At 66.5% G+C, this 24,372-nt stretch carries 22 protein-coding genes; 5 read left to right on the forward strand and 17 right to left on the reverse strand.

The window, feature by feature from the left end:
- Positions 1–311 precede the first annotated feature (311 nt).
- The 7 genes from purL to dapA all read right to left on the reverse strand — a co-directional run bounded on the left by purL (position 312) and on the right by dapA (position 10,417).
- Positions 312–4,199, reverse strand: a complete 3,888-nt coding sequence (gene purL, locus G579_RS0105125) for a phosphoribosylformylglycinamidine synthase (RefSeq protein ID WP_028989314.1) — start codon at positions 4,197–4,199, stop codon at positions 312–314.
- Between the two features lie 134 nt (positions 4,200–4,333).
- A complete protein-coding gene (locus G579_RS0105130) occupies positions 4,334–4,966 on the reverse strand; it encodes an FMN-binding negative transcriptional regulator (protein ID WP_028989315.1) in 633 nt (210 codons plus the stop codon).
- Positions 4,967–5,541: 575 nt separating this feature from the next.
- Complete coding sequence (gene purC, locus G579_RS0105135) at positions 5,542–6,252, reverse strand: phosphoribosylaminoimidazolesuccinocarboxamide synthase (RefSeq protein ID WP_028989316.1); 711 nt, start codon at positions 6,250–6,252, stop codon at positions 5,542–5,544.
- Between the two features lie 29 nt (positions 6,253–6,281).
- Positions 6,282–7,589: an adenylosuccinate lyase gene (gene purB / locus G579_RS0105140; RefSeq protein WP_028989317.1), complete on the reverse strand. Its 1,308-nt coding sequence runs from the start codon at positions 7,587–7,589 to the stop codon at positions 6,282–6,284.
- Positions 7,590–7,600: 11 nt separating this feature from the next.
- Positions 7,601–8,362 (reverse strand): MBL fold metallo-hydrolase, encoded by a 762-nt coding sequence (locus tag G579_RS0105145; protein WP_028989318.1) that lies wholly within the window; start codon positions 8,360–8,362, stop codon positions 7,601–7,603.
- Positions 8,363–8,369: 7 nt separating this feature from the next.
- Positions 8,370–9,509, reverse strand: a complete 1,140-nt coding sequence (gene bamC / locus G579_RS0105150; protein ID WP_028989319.1) for an outer membrane protein assembly factor BamC — start codon at positions 9,507–9,509, stop codon at positions 8,370–8,372.
- Positions 9,510–9,541: 32 nt separating this feature from the next.
- The gene (dapA, locus tag G579_RS0105155) at positions 9,542–10,417 is read right to left on the reverse strand and encodes a 4-hydroxy-tetrahydrodipicolinate synthase (RefSeq protein ID WP_028989320.1); all 876 of its coding nucleotides are present in this window, start codon (positions 10,415–10,417) and stop codon (positions 9,542–9,544) included.
- A 171-nt stretch (positions 10,418–10,588) separates the two neighbouring features.
- Here dapA and G579_RS0105160 point away from each other — a divergent pair, with 171 nt between their 5' ends.
- Positions 10,589–11,065 carry a peroxiredoxin gene (locus G579_RS0105160; RefSeq protein WP_028989321.1) on the forward strand — a complete coding sequence of 159 codons (477 nt, stop codon included), beginning with the start codon at positions 10,589–10,591 and terminating at the stop codon, positions 11,063–11,065.
- Between the two features lie 28 nt (positions 11,066–11,093).
- Positions 11,094–12,479 carry a PhoH family protein gene (locus tag G579_RS0105165; RefSeq protein ID WP_028989322.1) on the forward strand — a complete coding sequence of 462 codons (1,386 nt, stop codon included), beginning with the start codon at positions 11,094–11,096 and terminating at the stop codon, positions 12,477–12,479.
- Here the strand turns inward: G579_RS0105165 and G579_RS0105170 are convergent.
- From G579_RS0105170 to G579_RS0105180, 3 genes are read right to left on the reverse strand one after another with little or no spacing between them, the layout of a single operon-like run.
- On the reverse strand, positions 12,458–12,841 hold the full coding sequence (locus G579_RS0105170; protein ID WP_028989323.1) for a hypothetical protein: 384 nt from the start codon (positions 12,839–12,841) through the stop codon (positions 12,458–12,460). The two genes, G579_RS0105165 and G579_RS0105170, sit on opposite strands and share 22 nt — an antisense overlap.
- Positions 12,838–13,578 (reverse strand): type 1 glutamine amidotransferase, encoded by a 741-nt coding sequence (locus G579_RS0105175; RefSeq protein WP_028989324.1) that lies wholly within the window; start codon positions 13,576–13,578, stop codon positions 12,838–12,840. Before G579_RS0105175 ends, G579_RS0105170 begins: the two co-directional genes overlap by 4 nt.
- 29 nt (positions 13,579–13,607) lie before the next feature.
- Positions 13,608–14,519: a selenium metabolism-associated LysR family transcriptional regulator gene (locus G579_RS0105180; RefSeq protein ID WP_028989325.1), complete on the reverse strand. Its 912-nt coding sequence runs from the start codon at positions 14,517–14,519 to the stop codon at positions 13,608–13,610.
- 111 nt (positions 14,520–14,630) lie between these two features.
- Between G579_RS0105180 and G579_RS0105185 the strand changes: the two genes are divergently transcribed.
- Positions 14,631–15,209, forward strand: coding sequence for a TM2 domain-containing protein (locus G579_RS0105185; RefSeq protein WP_028989326.1), 579 nt, complete (start codon positions 14,631–14,633; stop codon positions 15,207–15,209).
- 206 nt (positions 15,210–15,415) lie between these two features.
- Positions 15,416–15,727, forward strand: coding sequence for a hypothetical protein (locus G579_RS19150; RefSeq protein WP_162142972.1), 312 nt, complete (start codon positions 15,416–15,418; stop codon positions 15,725–15,727).
- Positions 15,728–15,795: 68 nt separating this feature from the next.
- On the opposite strand, the gene G579_RS0105195 is transcribed toward G579_RS19150, so the two are convergent.
- The 5 genes from G579_RS0105195 to G579_RS0105215 all read right to left on the reverse strand — a co-directional run bounded on the left by G579_RS0105195 (position 15,796) and on the right by G579_RS0105215 (position 22,416).
- Complete coding sequence (locus G579_RS0105195) at positions 15,796–16,944, reverse strand: aldo/keto reductase (RefSeq protein WP_028989328.1); 1,149 nt, start codon at positions 16,942–16,944, stop codon at positions 15,796–15,798.
- Between the two features lie 10 nt (positions 16,945–16,954).
- Positions 16,955–18,157 carry an acetoin utilization protein AcuC gene (locus G579_RS0105200; RefSeq protein WP_028989329.1) on the reverse strand — a complete coding sequence of 401 codons (1,203 nt, stop codon included), beginning with the start codon at positions 18,155–18,157 and terminating at the stop codon, positions 16,955–16,957.
- Between the two features lie 7 nt (positions 18,158–18,164).
- Positions 18,165–20,663, reverse strand: coding sequence for a nitric oxide reductase activation protein NorD (locus tag G579_RS0105205; RefSeq protein ID WP_028989330.1), 2,499 nt, complete (start codon positions 20,661–20,663; stop codon positions 18,165–18,167).
- Positions 20,664–21,172: 509 nt separating this feature from the next.
- On the reverse strand, positions 21,173–21,973 hold the full coding sequence (locus tag G579_RS0105210; protein ID WP_038018307.1) for a CbbQ/NirQ/NorQ/GpvN family protein: 801 nt from the start codon (positions 21,971–21,973) through the stop codon (positions 21,173–21,175).
- Positions 21,974–22,005: 32 nt separating this feature from the next.
- Positions 22,006–22,416, reverse strand: a complete 411-nt coding sequence (locus G579_RS0105215) for a hypothetical protein (protein WP_028989332.1) — start codon at positions 22,414–22,416, stop codon at positions 22,006–22,008.
- Between the two features lie 132 nt (positions 22,417–22,548).
- Here G579_RS0105215 and G579_RS0105220 point away from each other — a divergent pair, with 132 nt between their 5' ends.
- Entirely contained in the window at positions 22,549–22,872 is a 324-nt protein-coding gene (locus G579_RS0105220) for a hypothetical protein (RefSeq protein ID WP_028989333.1), read from the forward strand.
- Positions 22,873–22,911: 39 nt separating this feature from the next.
- Here G579_RS0105220 and G579_RS0105225 read toward each other — a convergent pair whose 3' ends face one another.
- Positions 22,912–23,307 (reverse strand): hypothetical protein, encoded by a 396-nt coding sequence (locus tag G579_RS0105225; RefSeq protein ID WP_028989334.1) that lies wholly within the window; start codon positions 23,305–23,307, stop codon positions 22,912–22,914.
- Positions 23,308–23,319: 12 nt separating this feature from the next.
- Positions 23,320–24,372: a lipoate--protein ligase family protein gene (locus G579_RS0105230; protein WP_038018310.1), complete on the reverse strand. Its 1,053-nt coding sequence runs from the start codon at positions 24,370–24,372 to the stop codon at positions 23,320–23,322.

Below are 24,372 nucleotides of genomic sequence, written 5' to 3' on the forward strand. Positions count from 1 at the left end.
TCCCCCTGCTTGCGGGTGCGCCACGGCGCAGTCAGCGACACCCGTGCCGCAAGAAAGGCCCCATAGGGATCGTCAGCGTCCTGTCGCGCTACATCAAACCCAATACCCGCAAAACCACCACGATGACCACGATGGCGCCGATGATATACAGAATGTTGTACATTACGCGCTCCTTTTGCCCTTGCATGTAAGTAAAGACGGTTTTCTGTAAAACACCGCTCATTTACCGAGTTTGCTGGCATCGGCCGGCGCAGGCAACTTACCAAAGGCGTACGCGCTTCATCGGAGTGGCTTTTCTGCTCATCGGCTCCTCACTGGGTCCACACGCGCGCATTCCTGAACATCCGCATCCACGGGCCATCCTCGCTCCAATCGTCCGGCCGCCATGAGTGCTGTATCGCCCGGAACACGCGCTCCGGATGCGGCATGGCAACGGTGAAGCGTCCATCGGGCGTGGTCAGCCCGGCAATGCCGCTGGGCGAGCCATTGGGGTTGAAAGGATAGCGTTGGGTCGGCTGGCCGCGGTGATCCACCCAGCGCATGGCCACGATCCCGGACGCCAGCGCCTGGTCCAGTTGCGCCGGATCGCGGAATTCGGCCCGGCCTTCGCCGTGGGCCACGGCAATGGGCATGCGCGAGTCGGCCATGCCTCGGAAGAAAATGGACGGGTTTTCCGGCACCTCCACCAGCGCCAGCCGGGCCTCGAACTGCTCCGATTCGTTGCGCACGAAGTGCGGCCACAGCTCGGCGCCGGGGATGATCTCGTGCAGGTTCGACATCATCTGGCAACCATTGCAGATACCGAGGGCAAAGCTGTCGCTGCGCTGGAAGAAGGCTTCGAACTCGTCGCGGGCGCGAGCATTGAAGAGGATGGACTTGGCCCAGCCCTCGCCGGCGCCCAGCACGTCGCCGTAGGAAAAGCCGCCGCAGGCGACGAAGCCGCGGAAATCCTGCAGACTGACCCGCCCGGCGATGATGTCGCTCATGTGCACGTCCACGGCGGCGAAGCCGGCGCGCTCGAAGGCCGCCGCCATCTCCACTTGGCCGTTGACGCCCTGTTCGCGCAGGACGGCCACCCGCGGCCGGGTGCCCAGGTTGAGATAGGGCGCGGCCACGTCCTCGTCGGGATCGAAGCTCAGATGAGCATGCAGGCCGGGATCCTCGGCGTCCAGCAGGGCATCGTACTCCTCCTGGGCGCACTTGGGGTTGTCGCGCAGGGACTGCATGCGGTAGCTGGTCTCCGACCAGGCGCGCTGGAGATCGATGCGGCTGTCCGCCAGCACCTCGCGCCCGCCCATGCGAAAAACGATGCGGTCGTCGCTCGCGGGTGCGCCGATGCAGTGGCTGACGGCTGCCAATCCGTGCTGACCGAGCACGGCCAGCACCCGTTCCCGTGCCGCGCGAGGGGTCTGCAGCACGGCGCCGAGCTCTTCGCTGAAGAGCACGGCCAGCGGCTCGTCGCCCAGGCCGTCGAGCTGCACGTCGAGGCCCGAGTGCCCGGCGAAGGCCATTTCGCAGAGGGTGGCGAAGAGGCCGCCGTCGGAGCGGTCGTGGTAGGCCAGCACCAAGCCGGCCTCGTTCAACTGCTGCACGGCGGCGAAAAAGCCTCTGAAGAGCTGCGGATCGTCGAGATCGGGCGGTGTGTCGCCCAGCTGCTTGTAGACCTGGGCCAACGCCGAGCCGCCTAGCCGGTTGCGGCCGGCGCCGAGGTCGACGAGGAAGAGATCCGTCTGCGGATCGGCGCGTAGCTGCGGCGTCAGGGTCCTGCGCACGTCCGGCACCCGGGCAAAGGCGGACACGATCAGGGACAGGGGCGCGGTGACCGCCTTGTCCTCCCCGCCCTCGCGCCAGACCGTCTTCATGGACATGGAATCCTTGCCCACCGGGATGGCGATGCCGAGCGCCGGACACAGCTCCATGCCCACGGCCCGGACCGTGTCATAGAGGCCGGCGTCCTCGCCCGGGTGGCCGGCCGGCGCCATCCAGTTGGCAGACAGCTTCACGTCTTCCAGGCGCTCGACGCGGGCCGCCGCCAGGTTGGTCAGCGCCTCGCCGATGGCCATGCGGCCGCTGGCGGCCGGATCGAGCAGTGCCATCGGCGTGCGCTCGCCCATGCTCATGGCCTCGCCTCGATAGCCCGTAAAGCTCATGGCGGTGACGCCCACGTCGGCCACCGGCACCTGCCAGGGGCCGACCATCTGGTCGCGGCAGACCAGCCCGCCGACGCTGCGGTCGCCGATGGTGATCAGAAAGCGCTTGTCCGCCACGGTCGGCAGGCGCAGCACCCGGTAGGCCGCCTCCCGCAGCTCGATGCCGGTGCTGTCGAGGGGCACCGCCGGGCGCGGCAAACGCTGCACGACCCGGGTCATGCGCGGCGGCTTGCCCAGCAGCACGCTCAGCTCCATGTCGATGGGGGTGTTGCGGAAGTAGCTGTCTTCGAGCACCAGGCGCTGCTCGGCGGTGGCTTCGCCCACCACCGCATAAAGGCAACGCTCGCGCTCGCACAGGGCCCGGAAGCGTTCGAAATGCTCCTGGCCGACGGCCAGCACGTAGCGCTCCTGGGCTTCGTTGGACCAGATCTGCATGGGCGACATGCCCAGATCCTCGTTGGGCACGCTGCGCAGCTGAAAGCGTCCGCCGCGGCCGGCATCGTTCACCAGTTCCGGCAGGGCATTGGACAGGCCGCCCGCCCCCACATCGTGGATGGACACGATGGGATTGGCCTCACCCAACTGCCAGCACCGGTCGATCACCTCTTGGGCGCGGCGCTGCATCTCCGGGTTGCCGCGCTGCACCGAGGCGAAATCCAGCTCCTCCTGGCCCTCGCCGGTGGCCACGCTGGAGGCAGCGCCGCCGCCCAGGCCGATCAGCATGGCCGGCCCGCCCAGCACGACGAGATAGGCGCCCGCCGGGATCTCCCGCTTTTGCACGTGCTGGGGGCGGATGTTGCCCAGGCCGCCGGCCAGCATGATGGGCTTGTGATAGCCGCGCACTTCGCCGGCCACCGCCTGCTCGAAGGTGCGGAAGTAGCCGCAGATGCTGGGACGCCCGAACTCGTTGTTGAAGGCCGCCGCGCCGATGGGGCCTTCCAGCATGATGTCCAGCGCCGAAGCGATGCGTTCCGGCTTGCCGTAGGCCGGCTGTTCCCAGGGCTGCTCGGCACCGGGAATGCGCAGGTTGGACACGGAAAAGCCGCTGAGCCCCGCCTTGGGCTTGGCGCCGCGGCCGGTGGCGCCCTCGTCGCGGATCTCGCCGCCGGCCCCGGTCGCCGCCCCCGGGAAAGGCGAGATGGCGGTGGGGTGATTGTGGGTCTCCACCTTCATGAGGATGTGGGTATCCTCGGCATGGTAAGCATAGCCCTGGGTTTCGGGGTCGGGGAAGAAGCGCTCGACGGCGAAGCCCTCGATCACCGCCGCGTTGTCCTTGTAGGCGGACAGGGTGCCCGCGGGATGCTGCCGGTGGGTATTGCGGATCATGGCGAAAAGGGACAGTTCCTGCCGCTCGCCGTCGATGACCCATTCGGCATTGAAGATCTTGTGGCGGCAATGCTCCGAATTGGCCTGGGCGAACATCATGAGCTCCACGTCCGTGGGGTTGCGCCCCATGCGGGTGAAATTCTCCACCAGATAATCCATCTCGTCCGGGCTCAAGGCCAGGCCCCAGGCCAGATTGGCCTGCGCCAGCGCCGCCCGGCCGCCGTTCAGGACATCCACGGTCTGCAGGGGCGCCGGCTCGGCGTGCCGGAACAGGCCCTCGGCATCGGCCAGATCGTCCACCACCATCTCGGTCATGCGATCGTGGATCAGGGGCAGCAGCGCCGCCCGCTCGGCGGACGTCAGGGCGCTCTCGTCCGCCTTGCGCACATAGAAGGCCACGCCCCGCTCCAGGCGCCTGATTTTTTCGAGACCGCAATGCCGGGCGATGTCGGTGGCCTTGCTGGACCAGGGCGAGATGGTGCCGAAGCGCGGCAGCACCAGCAACAATTGCCCGACGGGCTCCTCCTCCGCCAGCCTGGGGCCGTAGGTCAACAGACGCTCCAGCACAATGTGCTCATCCGCGCCCAGATCACCGCCCAACTCAGCAAAGTGGACGAATTCGGCGTAAACATGGCGGATGTGCGGAGTTTTTTCCCGCAGGGCGGACATCAGCTTGTCCAGACGGAAGGGAGACAGGGCAGCGGAGCCGCGAATTTGGAGCATGGTTCGACCTTTTCAAACCCGGTGGATATCGAGAGGTGCGCCGCCTGGGACGAGAGCGCGTGCCGGCAGCGCAGCTCGGCGCAACCGTCTTCGCAAGCGCAACCTCGCATTTGCGAAACAGACGTGGCAAAACGCTAATTATCCAACGTCTGCATCATCTCCGCCAGCGCCAGATCATCATGCCCACCCCGCTCCCGCAACGCCTCCCGAATGCGCCGGCGGTCCGCCGCGGAACGGTTCTGGCCCAATTTGAACTTGCCTTCCCAGCGGGTAATGTCGATCTCGAAAGCCACGATGGCGGACAGCAGCTGCTGCGTGCGCGCCGCAGGGGGCTGCAGCGGCACATGGCCGCCTTCGGGCTGGAAGCGCGCCGTCATGTCCCGCAGCAGGACAAGTGCCTCCTCCGTGTCCGCGATCAGCCGGACCCGGCCATAGACATGCACCGCCGCGTAATTCCAGGTCGGCACAGCCGCAGCCGGTTCCTCGTACCAGGCGGAAGACACGGCGGCATGCGGCCCATGGAAAATCGCCAGCACCTCCCGCGCTGGCGCGAAGTGCCGCCACTGCGGATTGGCCCGCGCCACATGCCCGCGCAGCACGCCCTGCGCTCCCCGATCGGCATTCAGCAGCAGCGGCACATGACTCGCAAAGGGCCCCGCTCCGGAGCGCTCGGACGGGCAAGTCACCAGGGCGGCGAAAGGATGGTCCTGCACGAACGCCTGCAAGCGCGGCAGCGAGCTTTCCTTGAAAGCAGAGGGGATGTACATGCAGTGACCTCCCGCACGCGGAGCAGATGATTAAGGAACAGGGACCGCCGAATCCAAATCGTCCCCATCCCGCCCGTTCCTGGCAGAAGAGCATGCGGCGCGCGGGCGCCGTGCCATCGTTGCCACGGCAGCAAACTGGGCCGCGCGGGTTCACGGGAGGGTAGGAGCGGACTGGCCCGTGACTCGGCGGCGGTCGCTATGCTGATCGCGGGCCAGCCCGCTCCTACGGCTGGCGGCGGCAGCGCGGTCCAGGGGCGATGGCCGGGCCTTCGCACTACCGTCCCCTCACCCTGCCCTCTCCCCCAGAGAGCGGGTGTTCCGGGCGGCTGCGTCGCCATGCCAAGCCTAGCGGGCCGGCAGCTTAGGCTGTAGAAGCGGGCTGGCCCGCGATCGGGCGGCGGCCGGGGTGGCGGATCGCGAGCCAGCTCGCTCCTACCTTAAACCCGTTGGGCTACGCAGGTGCAGCCCAACCTACTCGCTTGCGCGTCCAAGAATGCGAACGCAACGAGCGGCAAAAAGCCGATTGCCGCCGGGCAACCCCCGGCACCTAACTCCAGCCGCAAGCGCAGCCCAGGCTACAACGCCACCCCCAGCCTCCTCGCCACCTCCTGATACGCCTCCACCACGCCCCCCAAGCCGCGGCGGAAGCGATCCTTGTCCAGTTTCTCGCGCGTCTGCGCATCCCACAGGCGGCAACCATCCGGGCTGAACTCGTCGCCGAGCAGCACCTGGCCGTCGAAGCGGCCGAATTCCAGCTTGAAGTCCACCAGGATCAGCCCGGCGTCGGCAAAGAGCTTCTTCAGGACCTCGTTGGCCCTGTAGGTGAGCTCCTTCATGCGTGCCACCTCTTCTTCCGTGGCCCAGCCGAAGGCACGGATGTGCGACTCGTTGACCATGGGATCATGCAAAGCGTCGTTCTTGAGGAAGAACTCGAAGGTAGGCGGATCGAGTTCCATGCCTTCGGGCACGCCGAGGCGTCGGGAGATGGAGCCCGCGGTGACGTTGCGCACCACGCACTCCACCGGGATCATCTCCAAACGCTTGACTACGCTCTCCCGCTCGGAGAGCAGGCGCTCGAAGTGATTGGGGATGCCCGCCGCCGCCAGCTTCTGCATGATGAAGGCGTTGAACTTGTTGTTCACCTCGCCCTTGTGGGCCAAGCGTTCCACCTTCTCGCCGTCGAAAGCGGAGGTATCGTCCTTGAAGTGCAGGATGAGGCGCTGGGGGTCGTCGGTGGCGTACACCACCTTGGCCTTGCCCTCGTACAGTTGCTCGCCTTTTTGCATGCTATGGCTCCAGGCCGGGCGCGCCCGGCTTACACGGAAAGGGACGGCCCGAACACCCGCTCGAAGATCCGGTCGATCTCCTTGGTGTGGTAATCCAGGCTGAAGAGCTCATCCAGCTCGGCCGGGCTCAACTTGCCGCTCACGTCCGGATCCCGGGCCAGCAGGGACTTGAAGTCCTCGCCCGCCTCCCAGACGCGCATGGCGTTGCGCTGCACCCAGCGGTAGGCATCCTCCCGGAGCGCGCCCTTCTCGGTGAGGGCCAGCAGCACCCGCTGCGAAAAGATGAGGCCGTGCATCTGGTTGAGATTCTTCAGCATGTTCTCGGGGTAGACCACCAGGTTTTCGATGAGCCCGCTCACCCGATGCAGCATGAAGTCCAGCGTGATGGTGGCATCCGGCCCGATCACCCGCTCCACGGAGGAATGGGAGATGTCGCGCTCGTGCCAGAGGGCGATGTTCTCCAGGGCCATGCCCGCATAGCCGCGCACCAGCCGCGCCAAACCCGTCAGGTTCTCCGACAGGATCGGGTTGCGCTTGTGCGGCATGGCGGAGCTGCCCTTCTGCCCCTTGGTGAAGGGCTCCTCGGCTTCCAGCACCTCGGTGCGCTGCAGATGGCGGATCTCCACCGCAATCTTTTCGATGGAGCCGGCAATCACGGCCAGGGTGTTGAAAAAATGGGCGTGGCGGTCGCGGGAAATGACCTGGGTACTGGCCGGCTCGGGGGTCAGGCCCAACTCGCGGCACACCGCCTCTTCCACCGAGGGATCGATGTTGGCGAAGGTGCCCACCGCGCCGGAGAGCATGCCCACCGCCACGTCGTCGATGGCAGCCTGCAGCCGTGCCCGGTTGCGGCCGGCCTCGGCGTACCAGACGGCCAGCTTGAGGCCGAAGGTCACCGGCTCGGCATGGATGCCATGGGAGCGACCGATCATGATGGTGTCCTTGTGTTCCCAGGCACGGCGGTGCAGGGCGCGCATGAGACGGTCCATGCCTTGCAGCAGCAGCTCGCCGGCCCGCTTCAATTGCAGGGCGAAGCCGGTGTCCACCACGTCGGAGCTGGTCAGCCCTTGGTGGATGAAGCGGCTGGACGGCCCCACGAACTCGGCTACGGAGGTCAAGAAGGCGATGACGTCATGCTTGACCTCGCGTTCGATCTCTTCGATGCGCGCCGCGTCGAAAGCGGCCTTGGCCTCGATGGTGGCTAGATCCTCGGCCGGAATCCGGCCCTGGGCCGCCAAGGCCCGACAGGCGGCCAGCTCCACGTCCAGCCAGGCCTGATACTTGGCTTCCTGGGTCCACAGGGCGCCCATTTCCGGGCGGGTATAACGTTCGATCATGTCTCAACCTTCTAAACAGTATGCCAATCCAGTCCTTGGTGCTGATCCGCAACGCGCACCTCTGCGGGCGCGCAGCCCAGCACCTGGGCCAAGGCCCCCTGCGCCAGGGCCGGCCGATTATTCTTGGCGCTCAGATGGGCGGCGACCACCGTCCCCAGATGCCCATGCCGCAATGCACCCAGCAGCGCCGCGCCCTGGGCGTTGGACAGGTGCCCGTAGGCGCCACCGACCCGCTGCTTCAGGCTGGCCGGATAGGGCCCGGTCCGCAGCATGTCCGGATCATGATTGCACTCCAGCACCAAAGCGTGGCAGGCCGCCAGGGCGGCTTCCACCGGCGGGGTGACGCAGCCCAGGTCGGTGGCCAAGCCCAAGCGGCGATCGCCGTCGGAAACCACAAAAGCGCACGGTTCGGCGGCGTCGTGCAGGACTGCAAAGGGGTCCAGGCGCAAGTCGCCCAAGACGATGGGCGCACCCGCCCGGAAGGCGTGCAACTCGGGAAAAGGCCCCAGGCGCGCCACGGCGCGCGCGGTGCCGGCAGTCGACCACACGGGCAGGCGGAAGCGCCGCGCCAGCACGCCGGCCCCGCGCACGTGATCGCCATGCTCGTGGGTCAGGATCACGGCATCCAGGTCCGCCGGCGACAGGCCCAATCGCCCCAGGCGCCAAGCGGTTTCCTGCCCGAAAAAACCGGCGTCCAGCAGCACGCGGGTGCTGCCGCTGGCCACCACCCAGGCATTGCCGCCGCTGCCGCTTCCCAGACAGGCGAAGCGCACGGCCATCTCAGGCGGCCGAACGGCCGCCCAGACGCTCGGCCAACTGCTGCAGCAGGCGCTCCACCGCGCCCTGGGCGCCCTGGTCAACCGGCAGCACCTCCAACACGCTGCCCGGGCCTTGGGCATCGCGGGACAGGCGCACGCGCATCTGCACTTGCGCCGCCTTGGCCTTGTCATCGCTGCGGAAAGCGCCGCGCACGCCCTCGCTCAATTGCGACCAGATGTCCGCAAGGATGCCCTTTTTCTTCTGCGCCTGCTCCGCCGACGCGGTGACGACGAACTCGCCCGGGCGCTGGCCGGCCACGGCCTGATAGCCCAAACCCTTGAGGGTTTCTTCCACCCGCGCCTGGGCCTGCTCCGGCGGCAGGCTCAACACCAGATAGCTGCCCTGCTGATCGCGCAGGCGCTCCACTTTCATGGATGGCAGAGCGGCCTGCTTGCCACCCTGCTCGATGCTCTCCTGGATGGACTTCAGCAGGGCCACCACCGCCTTGGCATCGGGTTGCGCCTCGGTCCAGGCCTCGCCGGTCGTCTGCGGATCGCTGTCCTGGCGGATCTGCCGCGCGCTCAGCACCTGGCTGCCATCCGCTTCGCCGCGCATGATCACGATGTATTTTTCCCGCGCGTTCGGGGCCACGGCCGATCCGAGCAGAGCGCTCAAGCCAGTACGCTGCCCCTGCCAATCCGTTTCCAGCACGCCGGCCTGCTCGTCCAGACTGGCCACCGTGAAGCCCTCCTTCTGCAGGGCCGTCCGCACCACCGGCCACAGCACGGCGGCAGGCATCTGGACGCGCAGAGTGGAGGCCGCACCGCTGTCCGTCAGCGTACTGGCGGCGACTGTTGCCGGCTGCGTTGCGGCCGGCGCGGCGGACGGCACATCGCGACCGCGTTCGGACACGGCGAAACCGGCCGGACTGGCGGGCGCCGGACTGGCAGGGCTGCCCCCCGCCGGTGCCGCCGCCCTGGCGGGCGGGATCTGCAATCCCGGCTGGACCGGCGCGGCCAGGAGATCCGGCGGCACTTCCAGGGGGGGCAGAGTCTTGGCGTCATTGTACTTGGGCCCGCTCTTATCTCCCGTGAAAGGCAAATACTGGCAGCCGGCCAGCAGGAACGCCGACGAGGCGGCAACGATGATCCAACGCGACATGGGTTTCGATCTCCGGACTGGAATCGGCAAAATCACAGGCAGCCCGCCTGGCGCATGGACGCCAAGAGCTGGGGCCGCAAGCTTTCGCTGAGCGGGGTCAGGGGCAGGCGCAGCATCGGGCCGATGCGGCCCATCTCCGCCAACGCCCATTTGACAGGGATGGGATTGGATTCAAGGAAGAGATCCACGTGCAGGGGCAGCAGCTTGTCGTTGAGGGTGCGCGCCGTCGCCAGGTCGCCCTCGCGTGCCGCGCGGCACATGCGCGCCATGTCGCCCGGCGCCACGTTGGCGGTGACGGAGATGACGCCCTTGGCACCCAGCAGCATCAGCGCCAAGGCTGACGCATCGTCGCCGGCATAGACGTCCATGCGCCCGCCGCAGCGGGCCAGGATCTCCTCGGCGCGGGTGATGTTGCCGGTGGCCTCCTTGACCCCGATGATATTGGGAATCGCGGCCAGGCGTTCGATGGTGGCGGGTTGCAGATCGCAGCCGGTGCGCCCAGGCACGTTGTAGAGGATCTGCGGCAGGGGGCAGGCCTGGGCAATGGCGCGATAATGCTGAAACAGGCCTTCCTGGGTCGGCTTGTTGTAGTAGGGGGTGACCAGCAGGGCTGCGTCGGCCCCCAGCTCCGCCGCCGCCGTGGTGAGCGCGATGGCCTCGCTGGTGGCGTTGGCCCCAGTGCCGGCAATCACCGGCGCCCGCTCACGCACCTGTTCCACCACGATCTGGATGGCGCGCAGGTGTTCCGTCTCGTTCAGCGTGGCGGATTCGCCGGTCGTTCCCACGGCCACGATGGCATCCGTGCCCTCGGACAGGTGCCACTCCACCAGCTCGCGCAGACGGACCTCGTCGAGGGTGCCGTCGTCCTGCATGGGCGTCACCAGGGCAACCATACTGCCTTGGAACATAAAGCGCATCTCCACCAGTCGCAAATGAAGAGCAATGGTACTGAGCCTTACCCCGATTTGGCAAGGCAATTCCCGCAATCGGCCCCGATCCGCCGGCCTTCCGGGGCTGGACAAGGGCGGTGCGGCTGGCTAACTTGGAACTTGTGGAGCTTGCGACAACATGGAGGGGAAATGAACGACACCGCTTTGCAAACCGGCGCCGCCGCACCGGATTTCACCTTGCCCGCCCATGACGGGCGCCAGATCCGCCTTGCCGACCTGCGCGGCCGGAAGATAGTGCTGTACTTCTATCCCAAGGACGACACCCCCGGCTGCACCACCGAAGGGCGCGATTTCGCCGCCTTGTACCCGGAGTTCCAAGGCGCCGACGCCGAGGTGCTGGGCATCTCCCGCGACACCATCCAGTCCCACTGCAAGTTCGCTGAAAAATACGGCTTCCCCTTTCCGCTCCTGGCTGACGTCGACGAAACCGCATGCCGCGCCTACGACGTGATCAAGGAAAAGAACATGTACGGCAAAAAGGTCATGGGCATCGAGCGCAGCACCTTCGTCATCGACCGCGACGGCCGCCTGGCCCACGTGGAGCGCAAGGTCAAGGTGGATGGCCACGCCGCCGCCATGCTGGATCTCGTCAAGCGGCTTCCCTAGCGATCATTCCAAGTACAGGGCAGACATCATGCAATCCGACTCCCCCGACGCCAGCCGCAAAAGACTCTACGTCCTGGACACCAACGTGCTGATGCACGATCCGAGCGCCCTGTTCCGCTTTCAGGAGCACGACATCCTGCTGCCCATGGTGGTCCTGGAGGAGCTGGATGCCCACAAGAAGGGCCTGACCGAAACCGCCCGCAACGTGCGTCAGGTCAGCCGCTATCTCGACGAACTCCTGGGCAGCACGGCCGACATCGACACCGGCCTGCCCCTGCCCCATGCCGAGGGCCGGCTCTACTTTCAGACCATCGCCCACACCCACACACTGCCGAGCAACATGGCCGGCGGCAAGGTGGACAACCAGATCCTGGCCATCACGCTGGATTTGCGCGAGCAGCATCCCGACCGTGACGTGATCCTGGTCAGCAAGGACATCAACCTGCGCATCAAGGGCCGCACCCTGGGCCTGCGGGTGGAGGACTACACCACCGACCAGGCTCTGGAGGACGCCGACCTGCTCTACACGGGCGTGTGCGCCGTGCCGGCCGACTTCTGGGAAAACCACGAGAAGGAAGTGGCCGCCTGGCGCGAGGAAGGCCGCACCTTCTATCGCATCACCGGACCGCTGACCCGGCAGTGGCATCCCAATCAGTTCCTCTACCTGGAGGACGACCCGGACTTCAACTTCATCGTCCGCGAGGTGGAGCCCAACGCCGCCATCATCGAGCGCGCCCGGGATTACACCCAGAGCCGCCACAGCGTGTGGGGCATCAACGCCCGCAACCGGGAGCAGAATTTCGCCCTGAACATGCTCATGGATCCGGAGATCGACTTCGTGTCCATCCTCGGCCAGGCCGGCACCGGCAAGACCCTGCTGACCCTGGCCGCGGCTCTGCACCAGATCATGGACGAGAAGCGCTACAACGAGATCATCATCACCCGCGCCACCGTGCCGGTGGGCGAGGACATCGGCTACCTGCCCGGCACCGAGGAGGAAAAGATGATGCCGTGGATGGGCGCGCTGGAGGACAACCTGGAGATCCTGGGGCAGAGCGGCGACGGCGGGGTCTGGGGTCGGCAGGCTACTCAGGACCTGCTGAGCAAGCGCATCCGGGTCAAGTCCCTGAGCTTCATGCGCGGGCGCACCTTCCTGAACAAGTTCGTCATCATCGACGAGGCCCAGAATCTGACTCCCAAGCAGATGAAGACCCTGGTCACCCGCGCCGGCCCGGAAACCAAGATCGTCTGCCTGGGCAACATCGCCCAGATCGATACGCCTTACCTGACGGAAACCACCTCGGGCCTGACCTACGTGGTGGACCGCTTCAAGGACTGGCCCCACAGCGGCCACATCACCCTGCGCCGCGGCGAACGCTCGCGCCTGGCGGACTACGCGTCGGAGGCGCTGTAGAAGGTTTCGCAGTAAAGAGTGTAATGACGGGCGAAGACCTCCTCGAGTTCGTCGATGACGATCTCCGCCTTGACGCCGCCGATGGCATGCTTGGACATGGCCGCGGAGGTCTCGTTCAGGAGCTTGCGCCGGTCCAGCATGGGATAGCTCTGGCGCAGCCGCTTGATGGCGCCCACCACCGTTTCCTGCTCGGGACGCGGGAGCAGATCCGGTTGCGCCGGCTCCCGCGTCCGGGGTGCGGGCAAAGCCCGCACCGCACCGGCCCGGCTCGCCAGAAACTCCGCGAAATCCAGCAGGCTCCGCTGTTCGGTCTCGCCGAGATCCGCCAGGATCAGCAGCAGTCTTTTCTCAACTTCGGTCATTGCTCCACCTTCAGGCTGAACACGGGCGGCTTGTGGCGCTCCTGCATCAGCTGCAGGCTGCTCACCAGCGCCACCACCACCTTGTCGGTCTGGCGCTGCATCTGCGGCCACAGCTCGCGCATGCGTTCCATGAGCTCACCGACATTCTCGGGCACTTCGCGGTCCTCCTCCATGAGGATGTCCTCGATCATGCCCGGCTTCATTTCCGGCCGAAACAGCATGCCGATGCTCTGGGCGTCGGGGCGGAAGGCGATCCAGCGGCCGGCGTCGTCCACCAGGATCGGTTCCATGCCCGGCGGCAGGATCGCCTGTCCCGGCGCCCACACCAGCACGGGCTCACCATCCACTGCCTCGGCCAGGGGATCCCCCTCTCCGGTGCGGGTCTTGTGCGCCGTGGTCCAGTAGGCGTTGATGGCGGGCTCCGCGCTCAGCTGCGCCCCCTCGTAAGCCGCCATCAGCATGGCGCCCATGCCGATGCCGACGATGGGACGCCTGGCTTGGCGGAAAGCGCCGATCACGCGGATCTCGTCCTGCAGCCAGGCATGCTGCCCGCTATCCAGCGGCGACATGGGCCCGCCCAGCAGGAAGAGGGCATCGAATTGCAGGCCGCTGCCCGGCAGATCCTGGCCCAGGAAAGGCCGGAAGTAGATGAAGCCGATGTCGCGCTTCTCAAGCTGGGTTTCGATCAGGCCCAGAAATTCGGAATAGCTGTGCTGCACCACGGCAAATCGCTTCACACCCGACTCCTGCAATAAGGAAACGTCCGTTAGGACGGGAAGACCCACTCGTCGCCGCAGCGCTCCTTGGCGAATTCCAGAAACTCGTCCATCACATGGCTGCGGAACTTCTGCTTCTGATACACGAACAGGAAGGGCCGGGCCAGGGGCGGCTCCAGCGGTATCGCCACCAGCGTGCCCAGGGCGATCTCCTTGCGCACCGTCGCTTCCGACACCACGGAAATGCCCAGCCCGCCTTCCACGGCGCCCTTGACGGACTCGGGGCTGCCCAGCTCCATGGTGATGTTGAGGTCGTTGGGGTCCAGGCCGGCGGCGGCCAGATACTCGTTGGTGACTTCCCGCGTGCCGGACCCCTCTTCGCGCGATACGAAGGCGTAATTGAGCAGATCCGCCGCCCTCACGCTGCTTTGCTGCGCCAGAAAATGGGTCGGCGGGAAAATGGCCACCATCTGGTCCATGCAGCACTTGCGCACGGCCAGGCTCTTGTTGCTGACCGCCGCTTCCACCACGCCCAAATCGATGGTGTTGTCTTCCACCATGCTCACGATGCGGTCGGTATTGGCCACGTGCATGCGCACCTGCACCTCAGGGTAGCGCTCCTTGAAGTCCCCCAGCACGCGCGGCAGCATGTACTCGGCAATGGTGGTGCTCGCGCCCAGCAGGAGCACGCCGCGCACGTCCCCGGTCATTTCGCCCACCCGGTTCTGCAGCTCGCTGTAGAGATTGAGGATGCGCTCCGCGTACTCGAAAACGATGGTGCCCGCCTCGGTCAGGCTGATGCGGTTGTGGGTACGGTCAAACAGACGTGTGTTAAACTGCTCCTCCAGCTGTTTGATCTGGAAGGTGACAGCCGGCTGCGTCATGTGCAGGATTTCGGCCGCCTTGGTGAAGCTCAACAGGCGGGCCACGGTGTGAAAGACTTGCAATCTTCTGTCAGCCATTTGCGATTCCCGGTTGGCCCCTTGCGCGCAGGCGCAGACTGCTTACAACAATAAACTTAGACCAGAACATTATCAAACGGTTTAATACCGCATTCAACGAAGGTATGAGCCATGACCAAGACATGGAAGAAAATGGATCTGGAAGGCGGCGGCCTGCAATCGCTGCAGCTGCGCCTACTGCGCGCCCAACGCAAGCCCGCCGTGGCCTACGCCCTGTGGCTGCTGTTCCCTCTGGGGCTGCACCGCTGGTATCTGAAGGAACCCTGGTTCTGGCTCTACCCCGCAGCCAGCGCTGCGGCATTGGGCCTGTTCGCGGCAGGCTGGCCGCTGCCCGGCGCCGTGCTGCTCGGAGCCATGGCGGCTGCGGCCCTCTACGATCTCAGCCGCATCGCCGACCGCATCTCCCAGCTCAACAAGGAGCTGCGAAAGACCCTGTGGCTCAGCAAGAGCGCCCCTCCGGCCCCGCCTGGCTACCAGGGACGCTACGCGGATTACGACCAGGGCCTGCATGACTATGTGTCCACCAAGGAACGGGAGCAGGCGGGCCATGTGCCCGTCAACCAGGGCAAGGAGCCCGACAAAACCCGATACGGGGCCGGCAAGCGCGCGCCCTCCTTCGCGGAGCAGGAGCGCATGCTGGCTGAGCTGGCCCGGCTCAAGCAGGCGCCGAAAAAGGATGACGAGAGCTGAGACCAGGGAGCAGCCGGGCGAAATCCGGCGCCAGTCCCAGCCTGTCGGCCCGGCATTCAGCACCTCCCCTGCCAATCAGACCAAGGCCTCATGGCCACGCCTCCCGGAAGGCATACACTTGCCTCGGGGAGAACTTAAAGCGACTCAGTGCTGCACCGCGTCAACATAACAGCGCCGGCATCTGAAGGCCGCAAAGCGCACCAAGCTTGGATCAACTCACAAAGGGGAAAAACATGGAAAACCGTCTTCCAAAGGGAAGCCTGTTTGCTCTGCTGTTCCTTTGCGCCATACTGCTTGCAGCCATGCCGCTGACCGCCTTGGCGCAGGCTCCGCAAAGCATCCCGCTGCTGGCCAGCGCGTCTGGCACTCCGCTGGGCGCAGCCGATGCAGCCGACTTGAGCAGGTTGCTGGCCGAGGAGGAAGCCCATCCGGCGCGCCACCCCAACCTGGACTCCGTCATGCTGGCCTTGGGCTTTTTGTCCGTGCTCTACTTCCTGAACCGCCGCTACAGCCACTAGGCTGTCCCGCCCGGCCCGGGCAGCCCCCAGCGCGGGGGCTGCTGTGCGAATGCCGGCTCCGCTGGGGCCTAATCCTCCGCCCGCTGATACATTTTCAGATACTGCTCCTTCGGCAAAGGCTCGCTGCGCGCCACCGCCAACGCATCTTCCAGGTGGGCCGGCTGGCTGATGCCCACCAGGGTGGTGCCCACCCCCGGCGTGGAGCGGTTGAACTGGATGGCCCGCTGCGCCGGATTGGCCAACGTGGGCATCATGGCCGGGAAGATTTCCGGGCTCTCGCGGGCCAGGATGCCCTTGCCCAGGGTGTGGCTGGCCATGAGATACAGGCGCAGCTGGAAGGCGGCCTGGATGGTGGAGGCCACATTGCCCTGGCCGGTGGCTTGGCTGAAGCGGGTGAAGCCTTCGGTCATCAGGTAGTTGAAGGGCATCTGCACGATGCGCAGGTGGTGCCGCTTGCCCTCGCCGGCAGCCTTCTCCGCCAAGCCGATCAGACTGGTCATGGACTGGAAGAGCGGATTGTCCGTCTCGACCCGGCAAGCATTGAAGGTGGAAATACCGTAGTAACGCAGCTTGCCCGCCGCCACCGCCATCTCCAGCGCCTCGAAAACGCGCAGCAGCTTGCGGTGCATGCGCTCCTTGCCGATCAGCGGAATGTGGATCTCCGGCTGGTCCACCAGGAAGGCGTCCAGGGTTTCCACGCCCATGGCCCGGCGGCTCTGCTCCAGTTGCCAAAGGATGTAGGCGGGGTTCAGCAGATGGATGCCTTGGGCCAAGTCCTCGGGCGAGCCCAGTCCTTTGGCCATGATCTCCCGCCTGAAGAAAGCCGCCATGTCGTCGGGCCGTCCCTCGGGCAGAGTGAGGAAACCGCCCTTGGACACCAGGAACATGGCTTCGCGGGGCACGCCCGCCGCCAAAGCCCGGCGCACCCCCTCCCCCACCGCGCGCGGAGAGCGGCCGTAGCGGTAGTTGGCCCCGGTATCGATGACGTTGACCCCTTCCTGCAGCGCGCGGCTGACGATCCGGGCGTAGGCCTCGTCGGTGGCCTCGTCGGGCTGCCCCGGAAAGGTGCCGATGCCGATGGATGACATCTTGATGTGCGTCTTCAGAAAGTCGCTGTAATGCGACTCGGGCAGGCGGGCGCCGAAGCGGGCCTGATAGGCCTTGGTCCCCTCCGGCGTGGCATGGCCGGGCAGCAATGCAGTTTCTTGGTTTGGCATGGGGTTCGTCTCAGTCCTTGCTTTCAATCTGTCTGACGGCCATGACCCGCGGCGCCAGCAGCGGGTGACTGTCCAGCAGCCGCTGCACGCGCGCCCGCACTTCTTCCCGCACCGGGCCGTCGTTGGGCAGGTCGCTCAAGTGGGTATACAGCCGCTCGGTTTCCTCGGCATCTTCGTCGTCCAGCTCCCAGTTGACGGCGCGCAGCAGGGCACTGGCGGCATCCGGCAGGCGCTCGTCCAGAGCGCGTCCCGTCAGTCGCGCCCACACGCCGGTCCAGCAGCGCGCCAAGGCGATGGGATGATAGCCGCCGCCGCCCAGCACCAGCAGCCGTGGACTCTCGTCGATGACGCGTGTCGCCGCCTCCCAGAACACGCCGTTGGAGACCCGGAATTTGCTCAGGGGATCGTGGGTCAGGATGTCCGTCCCCGCCTGCAGCACCACCACGTCCGGCCGGAAGCCTTCCAGCAGCCGCGACCACAGGCTGTGGAAGGCCAGGCGGTACTCCGCGTCGTTGATGCCCGGCGGCAGGGGCAGGTTGACGGCACCACCCGGCTGGTCGTCGATGCCGCCGCCCTGGAAGGGATAGGCGTAGCTCGTGTCCATGTGGATGGAGGCGGTCAGAGTCTCCGGATCATCGACGAAGGCGGCTTCCACCCCGTCGCCATGGTGCGCGTCGATATCCAGGTACAACACCCGCAGTCCCGCCCGCCGCAGGCGCATGATAGCCAATGCCGGATCGTTGAGATAGCAGAAGCCGCGCGCCTGATGCGGCGCGGCGTGGTGCATGCCGCCCGCCGGACTGAAGGCGGTGCGCCCGGCGAGCACCTGCTCCGCCCCTTGGATGCTGGAGCCGGTGGCGAGGCTCGGCGTGTCGAAAAAATCCGGGAAATACGGATTTTCCAGGTTGCCGAGCTGGAAGCGCTCGCGATCGGCCTGGGTCACCTTGCCGCGGAACTGGGCGCGCTGGAACGCCTGGATATAGGCCGGCTCGTGGAACCAGGTCAGCTCCTTGTTGCTGGCTTTGCGGCCGGTCAGGTACTCGGCGGGCGTGATGGCGCCGTAGGCGTTGATGAGATCCAAGGCCAGGGAGACCCGCGGGATGGCCAGCGGGTGATTGGAGGTGTAGCTCGGCCGCCGGTAGCGGGCCGCGCCGATGAACAGCGCATCGCGGGTGGGCAGGCTCCGGGGCGCAAACTTGTCGGTCTCGTTCATGCCGCACTCAGGCCTTGCGCAGGCGCAGATACACTTCCGGCAACCGGGCCGGCAAGCTGTCCAGATGATCCAGCACCAAGTAGTGCCCGACGCCGAAGATGCCGGGCAGATATTGGCTGCCCTGCGGGTCGAGGGTGATGCAGAAGGAATGCACGCCGGCGTCCACCGCCTCCTTCACCGCCATCCGCGTGTCCTCGTGCAGGTAGCGCGCGTCGCCGCCGTCGTCGTAATCGGAGGGGCGGCCGTCCGACAGGATGAGCAGGAGCCGCCGCTGGGCCGGACTCGCCTGCATGGTGCGGGTGGCATGCCGGATGGCCGCGCCCATGCGCGTGGCCAAGCGTCCCGACAGGCCGCCGATGACGGCGCGCACTCGGGAGTCGAAGGCATCCTGGAAGCGCTTGATGGGATAGACCGACACGTTGTCCCGATACTTGCTGGCGAAGCCGTAGAGGGCGTAAGGGTCGCCCACCTCGTTGAGCGCTTCAGCGAAGAGCAGCATGGCCGCGCGCAGGCGGTCGACGATGCGCCCGCCGCCGTCCGGCAACTGGGCCATGATGGAGGTGGACATGTCCGCCAGCAGGAGCACGCTGGTGTCGCGGTGCTGCTGACGGCGTTGGCGGTAGACGTTGGCCTTGGGCGACTGGCCGGCGTGCCGCTCGGCCACGAACTGCACCGCCGCCTCGATGTCGATCTCCTCGCCTTCCATCTGGCGCCGCAGCGGGGCCAAGCGGGTCGGCTTCTGCGCCTGGATGGCTTTTTTCAGGCGCAGCAGCGCGCTGCGATATTGGCCCATCAGCTGCTCGGCCTCGGCGGCGTCCTCCTCCTGCAGCTTGCGCAGGTGCACGCGCGCCCAGTCCGCCTTGAAGCTCCCCGCCCGGTAGTCCCACTCCGGATAGGGAATGCCGCCTTCCGTCTTCTTGAAGCCCCGCCCGCGGCCGGTCACCTTGCTCGGCATGGGCTTGCCCACGCCCACGCGCCCACCTTGACCGCTGGTGTCCTCCGGCGGGATGTCGAAGTCGGGATCGTGACCAGCGGCCTGCTGCGGCACCTCCTTCCTGGGTTCCTCCTCGTGGGGCTGGCCCAGCAAGCCGCCTTCATCCGCGCCGGCATCGTCCACCGGCTTGCCTTTGCGGGTGGGGAAGACCGGCCGGGCGGCGTTGGGCGAGCGGCCGGGCAGGTAAGCCTCGCCGCGCTGACTCAGGGCAATGGACGGGAAGCTGTCCTCGGCGTACCACGCCAGCGCGATGCGGAAGCTGTCGACGATGGTGGCGCCGGGTTCGAGCAGCGGCTGCAGCCGCTCGGGCAATCTGCCCTGGCCCAGCAGGGCCCTGGCCTGCTCCAGCGCCGCCGTGAAATAGGCGCCGGCCGGCCCTGCGGGGCGCGGGCGACGCTCGGCCAATTGCACTATGCGTTCCAGGTAGTGGGGCACCTCCTGCCGGACCCGGTTGTCCACGCGCAGGTCCTCGCATAGGTCGAAGATCAGCTGGAAGCGGATCATGTCCTGCCCGAACTGGGCAAAGAGCGGGCGCCAGGTGATGCGCTCCTGGTCATCGAGGGGCGGATGCTCGACGCCGATCACGGCAAAAAGCGCCTCGATGGCCGCGCGGTCGTAGCTGCCGGCGCGGATGTGTCCCGCCGTATGCAGCAGGGCCAGCACGGCTTCCTCGCGGTCGGCCATGATGGCCGGCACGAACAGGCGGCGCCCGTCCGTTTCCACGAAGGCGCGCCCCTTGTCCGGCGCCCAGTTGCTGTCCTCCAGCGGCATGGGCAGGCCGAACCAGGCCTGCACCAGCAGGGCCAGCAGACGCTGCTGAGAGCGGGTGCGATAGCCGGGCAGCACCTCCAGCAGGAAACCCAGACTCTCTTCGCTTTCCAACCGGAAATAAGCCTCCCCGCGCAGACGGCCGCTTTGCAGCACGTCGGCGCCGCGCCGCGCCCAGTCCAGCAGACCGGCGTCGTCGGTCATCTGGCGCACGCGCAGCGCCCCCTGCAGGTAAGTGCCGAGTCCCAGCCGCTGATTCAGGAGCTCCCTGGCCGGTGCGAGCAGGGCTTCCATCCGCGCCACGCTGCCCGCCGTCCCCGCCAGCTCGGCGAAGGGTGCCCGGAAAAAGGCGGTGCCGCTGTCCACGTGGCTGGCCAGGAAGGCGTAGCCCAGCTCGTACCAGCGGGTTTCCACCTCCGCGCCGTAGCGGCTGCGCACCTCGCCGGCCTGTTCGAGGAAGGCGCTCAGGGCCTTCCAACTGCCGCGGAACTTGCGAAAGCTGTCCGCCTGCGTGATCCAGGGCTCCACGCCGCCGAAGGCGGGCACCAGCGCCGCCGTATGCTGGAAAAGCGCCTTGCCCGCCTCGCGATCGTAAAAAAACAAGTCGCGCCCGGCTTCCAGATAGCGCAGCACCGCGGCATCGCCCAGCGGCTCCACCGCCGGCAACGCCGCCCGCGCATCCCGCCCCGCGACGAAGCTGATGGCGGCCAGGTGTTCGAGAACTTCTTCAGCAGCAGTGTTCATGTGCGTCCGGTAGGTGAAACGTGAGTCGTGAAATGCGAGTGGAATGCCTGACCTTGCGCTCCAGTCCCAAGTCGCTCCGTGGGCATCCAATCTTGCAGCGAACCCGCCCTAGCCGCATTGTCCCTCTCACCTGCCGGCTTTCCGCGGAAACGGGTATTCCGGGCGGCTGCGGTGCCGTGCCAAATCCTGGCGGGCCGGCATCCTGGCTCGTAGGAGCGAGCTCGCTCGCGATTGCCTCCCCATCGGCACAGTGGCTCGCGAGCAAGCTCGCTCCTACCGCCAGGGGCGGCAGCAACGAGCGAGTGCCTGTCCGAGCCGGCGCCGTCGGCGCCTCAGGCAACGGGCGCTGCCCGTTTTCGCGAGCCGCAGGCGAGCGTGAGCGCAGCGAATGGCAAAGGTCGCAGGCTGTCGGGCAACCCCCGACACCCAAGCACCCGCGGGCGGAAGCCCGCTCCAACCCTCAACCCCATTGGACTGAACCAATTTCAGCCCAGTCCAACCCGCTCCACTTATCCAAAATACGCCCGAAAAATCTCCATCAACGCCTCCGCCAGCTCGGCATCATCCGTCTGCGGATTGACGATAGCCACCTGGCAGGCCTCCAGGGGTGCCACGCCGCTGGCCATCAGGCTGCCCGCGTAGACCAGCGCCCGCGTGGAAGTCACCTCCTGCAGGCCATGGTCCTTCAGGTTGCGGGCCTTGCGCGCCGCGGCGACCAGCTTGCCCGCCAGGGCCGCGTCCACGCCCGCTTCGTGGGCCACGATCCGCGCCTCGATCTCCTCGGGCGGGTAGTCGAAGGTCAAGGCCACGAAGCGCTGCTTGGTGGAGGGCTTCAAATCCTTGAGCACGGTCTGGTAGCCGGGATTGTACGAGATCACCAGCATGAAGTCGTCGTGGGCCTGGATCTCCTGCCCGCGCTTTTCCAGGGGCAGGTGGCGGCGATGATCGGTCAGGGGGTGGATCACCACGGTGGTGTCCGTGCGCGCCTCGACGATCTCATCAAGATAGCAGAAGGCTCCGGTCTTGACCGCCTGGGTCAGCGGGCCATCCTGCCAGACCGTTTCCGCTCCTTCCAGCAGGAAGCGACCGACCAGATCCGAGCTGGTGAGATCCTCGTGACACGCCACCGTGATCAGCGGCCGGCGCAGACGATGGGCCATGTATTCCACGAAGCGGGTCTTGCCGCAGCCCGTCGGCCCCTTCAGCATCACCGGCAGCCGCTTGCGGTAGGCCGCCTCGAAAATCTCCACCTCGTTGCCGACCGGCTGATAAAAAGGGGCCTGGTCGGCGGCTGTGCGCATGGTTTCCATTCACTCTCCCGCTGGCTAAAGCTGGTATGGCGTCAGTCTTCCTGCAGCATGCCGCGCTGCTCGGCGCGGCTGCGCATGTACAAGTAGATGTGGCGGGCGGTCCGCACGGCCATCCGTTCCGGATGCGGCGGCAGGGCGTCCTCGCGCTGCATGTCGATGCAGTTGCGGTAGTACACCAGTTCCCGACAGTTGTCGCGGATTGTATTCAAGGTAGGCTCGCCTTTCACCAGTTTTTTCCACAACTCGAGGATGCGGTCGGACTCGGCGTAGGGCTTCCCCTCGGCATCGGCGAAGGCGCGCAGGATGTCCTCGACCAAGGCAATCGCTTGATCGACCGTCTCCGACAGGGGCAGCTTTTCTCCCTGGGACAGGCGCCGCTCCAATCCGAACAGCGCGGTGTTTACCGCATCCAGCTTTGCTGGCAAGTCATTTTTGCTTTCCATCGACCCCGCTCCCGATATGGCGTCCGCCACTCTATCGTCCAGTAAAAATTTCGTTTAGCATAGGCCCCCACGTATCCTTCAAACGTCCGATAGATCTACAAATTTTTCTTATTCGCTCATAAAGGAGGGCACATGAGCCAGAAACTGATCAAAATGGTCAAGCTGAACAACCTGCAGTACAACGCCAACCGTGACCCGCAAGTCTACCGCCGGGTGGCGGGCCATCCTTTCCGCGTGCAGCTCATGCTGGACGGCAGCGGTCAGGCCAACGTGGAGCTGGAGGCGGAAGGCAAGGTGCTGTGCAGCAAGACCGTTGCCCTCCCCGGCACCTTCAGCTGCGAAGTCAGCTTCAACACCCCGGGCGTGCGCATCGCCAACATCACGGTCAATGCCGGCGGCCGCAGCGAGACCGTCGATCTGCGCCTGGATGTCGAAGCGCACGTCTGGGTCGGCTGAACCGACTGTCGGCAAGGGGTACCGCGGTCGCGGCGCCCCTTACCCACCCCAGCCGAACTGTTCCAGAAATTCCGGCAAGCGCCGCACGATTTCCTCGCGCCCGAAGAACCGGTCCGCCCGGGCCAACCGCGCCTGATCCCGCACCACCTCATCCCCGCCAAAGCAGAAAATCGGCGTCTGCAGCATGTATTCGGTGCGCACTTCCCGGATGGGCGCCAACGGATCGAAGACGTCCACCTCGTCGAGATCCACCAGGATGAAGCGATGCAGCAGGATTTCCTGCCACTCGCCCACTTCTTCCAGATCCGTCACGGCCTTCATCTCCCATCCGGCCGGCGTGGCCGCCCGCAACGCCGCGATGATCTCCGGGTCCGAAGACATCACGATGTAGGCCCGCTGCAAGCGCCGCTGAATGGTCGGTGTCTTGTCGCTCATGCTTCGTTCTCTCTAGCCATTCTCTTCCACATGGGCCGTCTGCCGTATGCGCTCGGCCCAGTGCCGTGCCGCCGCCGGCCCGAGACACCGCAGGCGCGGTTCCAGCTCGGGCGCGGTTGGCCGGCAACCCAGCACCGCCTCGGTGATCGCCGCCTGCATCAGCGGGCCGGCCCCGGCCACGCGCGCGATCCGGCCGGCACGGGTGAGAATGCGCACCCACTCCCCATCCCAGTGGCGCTCCGTCAGATAGGTGTCCGCCTTCACCTTGATGCCGTATGGCACGCGCCGCTTGGACGAACTGCTTTCCGCCTCCCATTCGTCCGCCTCCACCTCGTCCAGGGCCGCGGCCATGGCGGCCGCCTCGGAGGGCGTCGGCGCGCTTTCCTCCAGGCGCCAGCCCAGATGCCGCTCCACCTGCGCACGCAGGGCCGCCGCCAGCGCCGTCGGCGCCGGCACGCTTCCCTCGGCGCGCCAGGAAGTCATCGACTCGGCCAGCGCTTCCGCCAACCAGGCCCGGAACCCGGCGGACGGCGCCGCCACCAGGCGGGCGAACAAAGCCGCGTCGAAGTCCAGCATGAAGCTGCTGGCAAAAACCTGGCACGGCCCCAGCAGGCCCGAACCGGTGCCGGCGATCTTGCGGCCATTCACCCAGAAATCATGTCTGCCCTGCGCCGCCGCCGGCAGGCCCAGGGCTTGGTACGTCCCGACGATGGCCGGTGCCAGGAAATCGAAGAGCGCCTGCGGCTGAAGCGGAGGACGGCGGGCATCGAAGGCGCGGGGCAGCACGAAAAAGAAGCTGTACTGGCGACCGTCCACCAGCACCGTGCCGCCACCCAGGGGACGCCTGATCCATGGGATGTCTTGCGTGCGGCAGGCCGCCGGATCCAGCTCCAGCGCGGCCTCCTGGGAGGCGCCCAGACTGAGATGCGGCCCACTGCGCCCCCACAGCAGCAGCGGCGGCGCATCAACCGCCTGGCTGGCCGCCAGTCCCATGTAGGCGGCATGCAACGCCCGCGGCGCCACGTCGCCCAAGTCGATCCAGCGGGCCCGCAGCGATTGCGGCAA

It is taken from the genome of Thermithiobacillus tepidarius DSM 3134 (assembly GCF_000423825.1).
GTDB lineage: Bacteria > Pseudomonadota > Gammaproteobacteria > Acidithiobacillales > Thermithiobacillaceae > Thermithiobacillus > Thermithiobacillus tepidarius.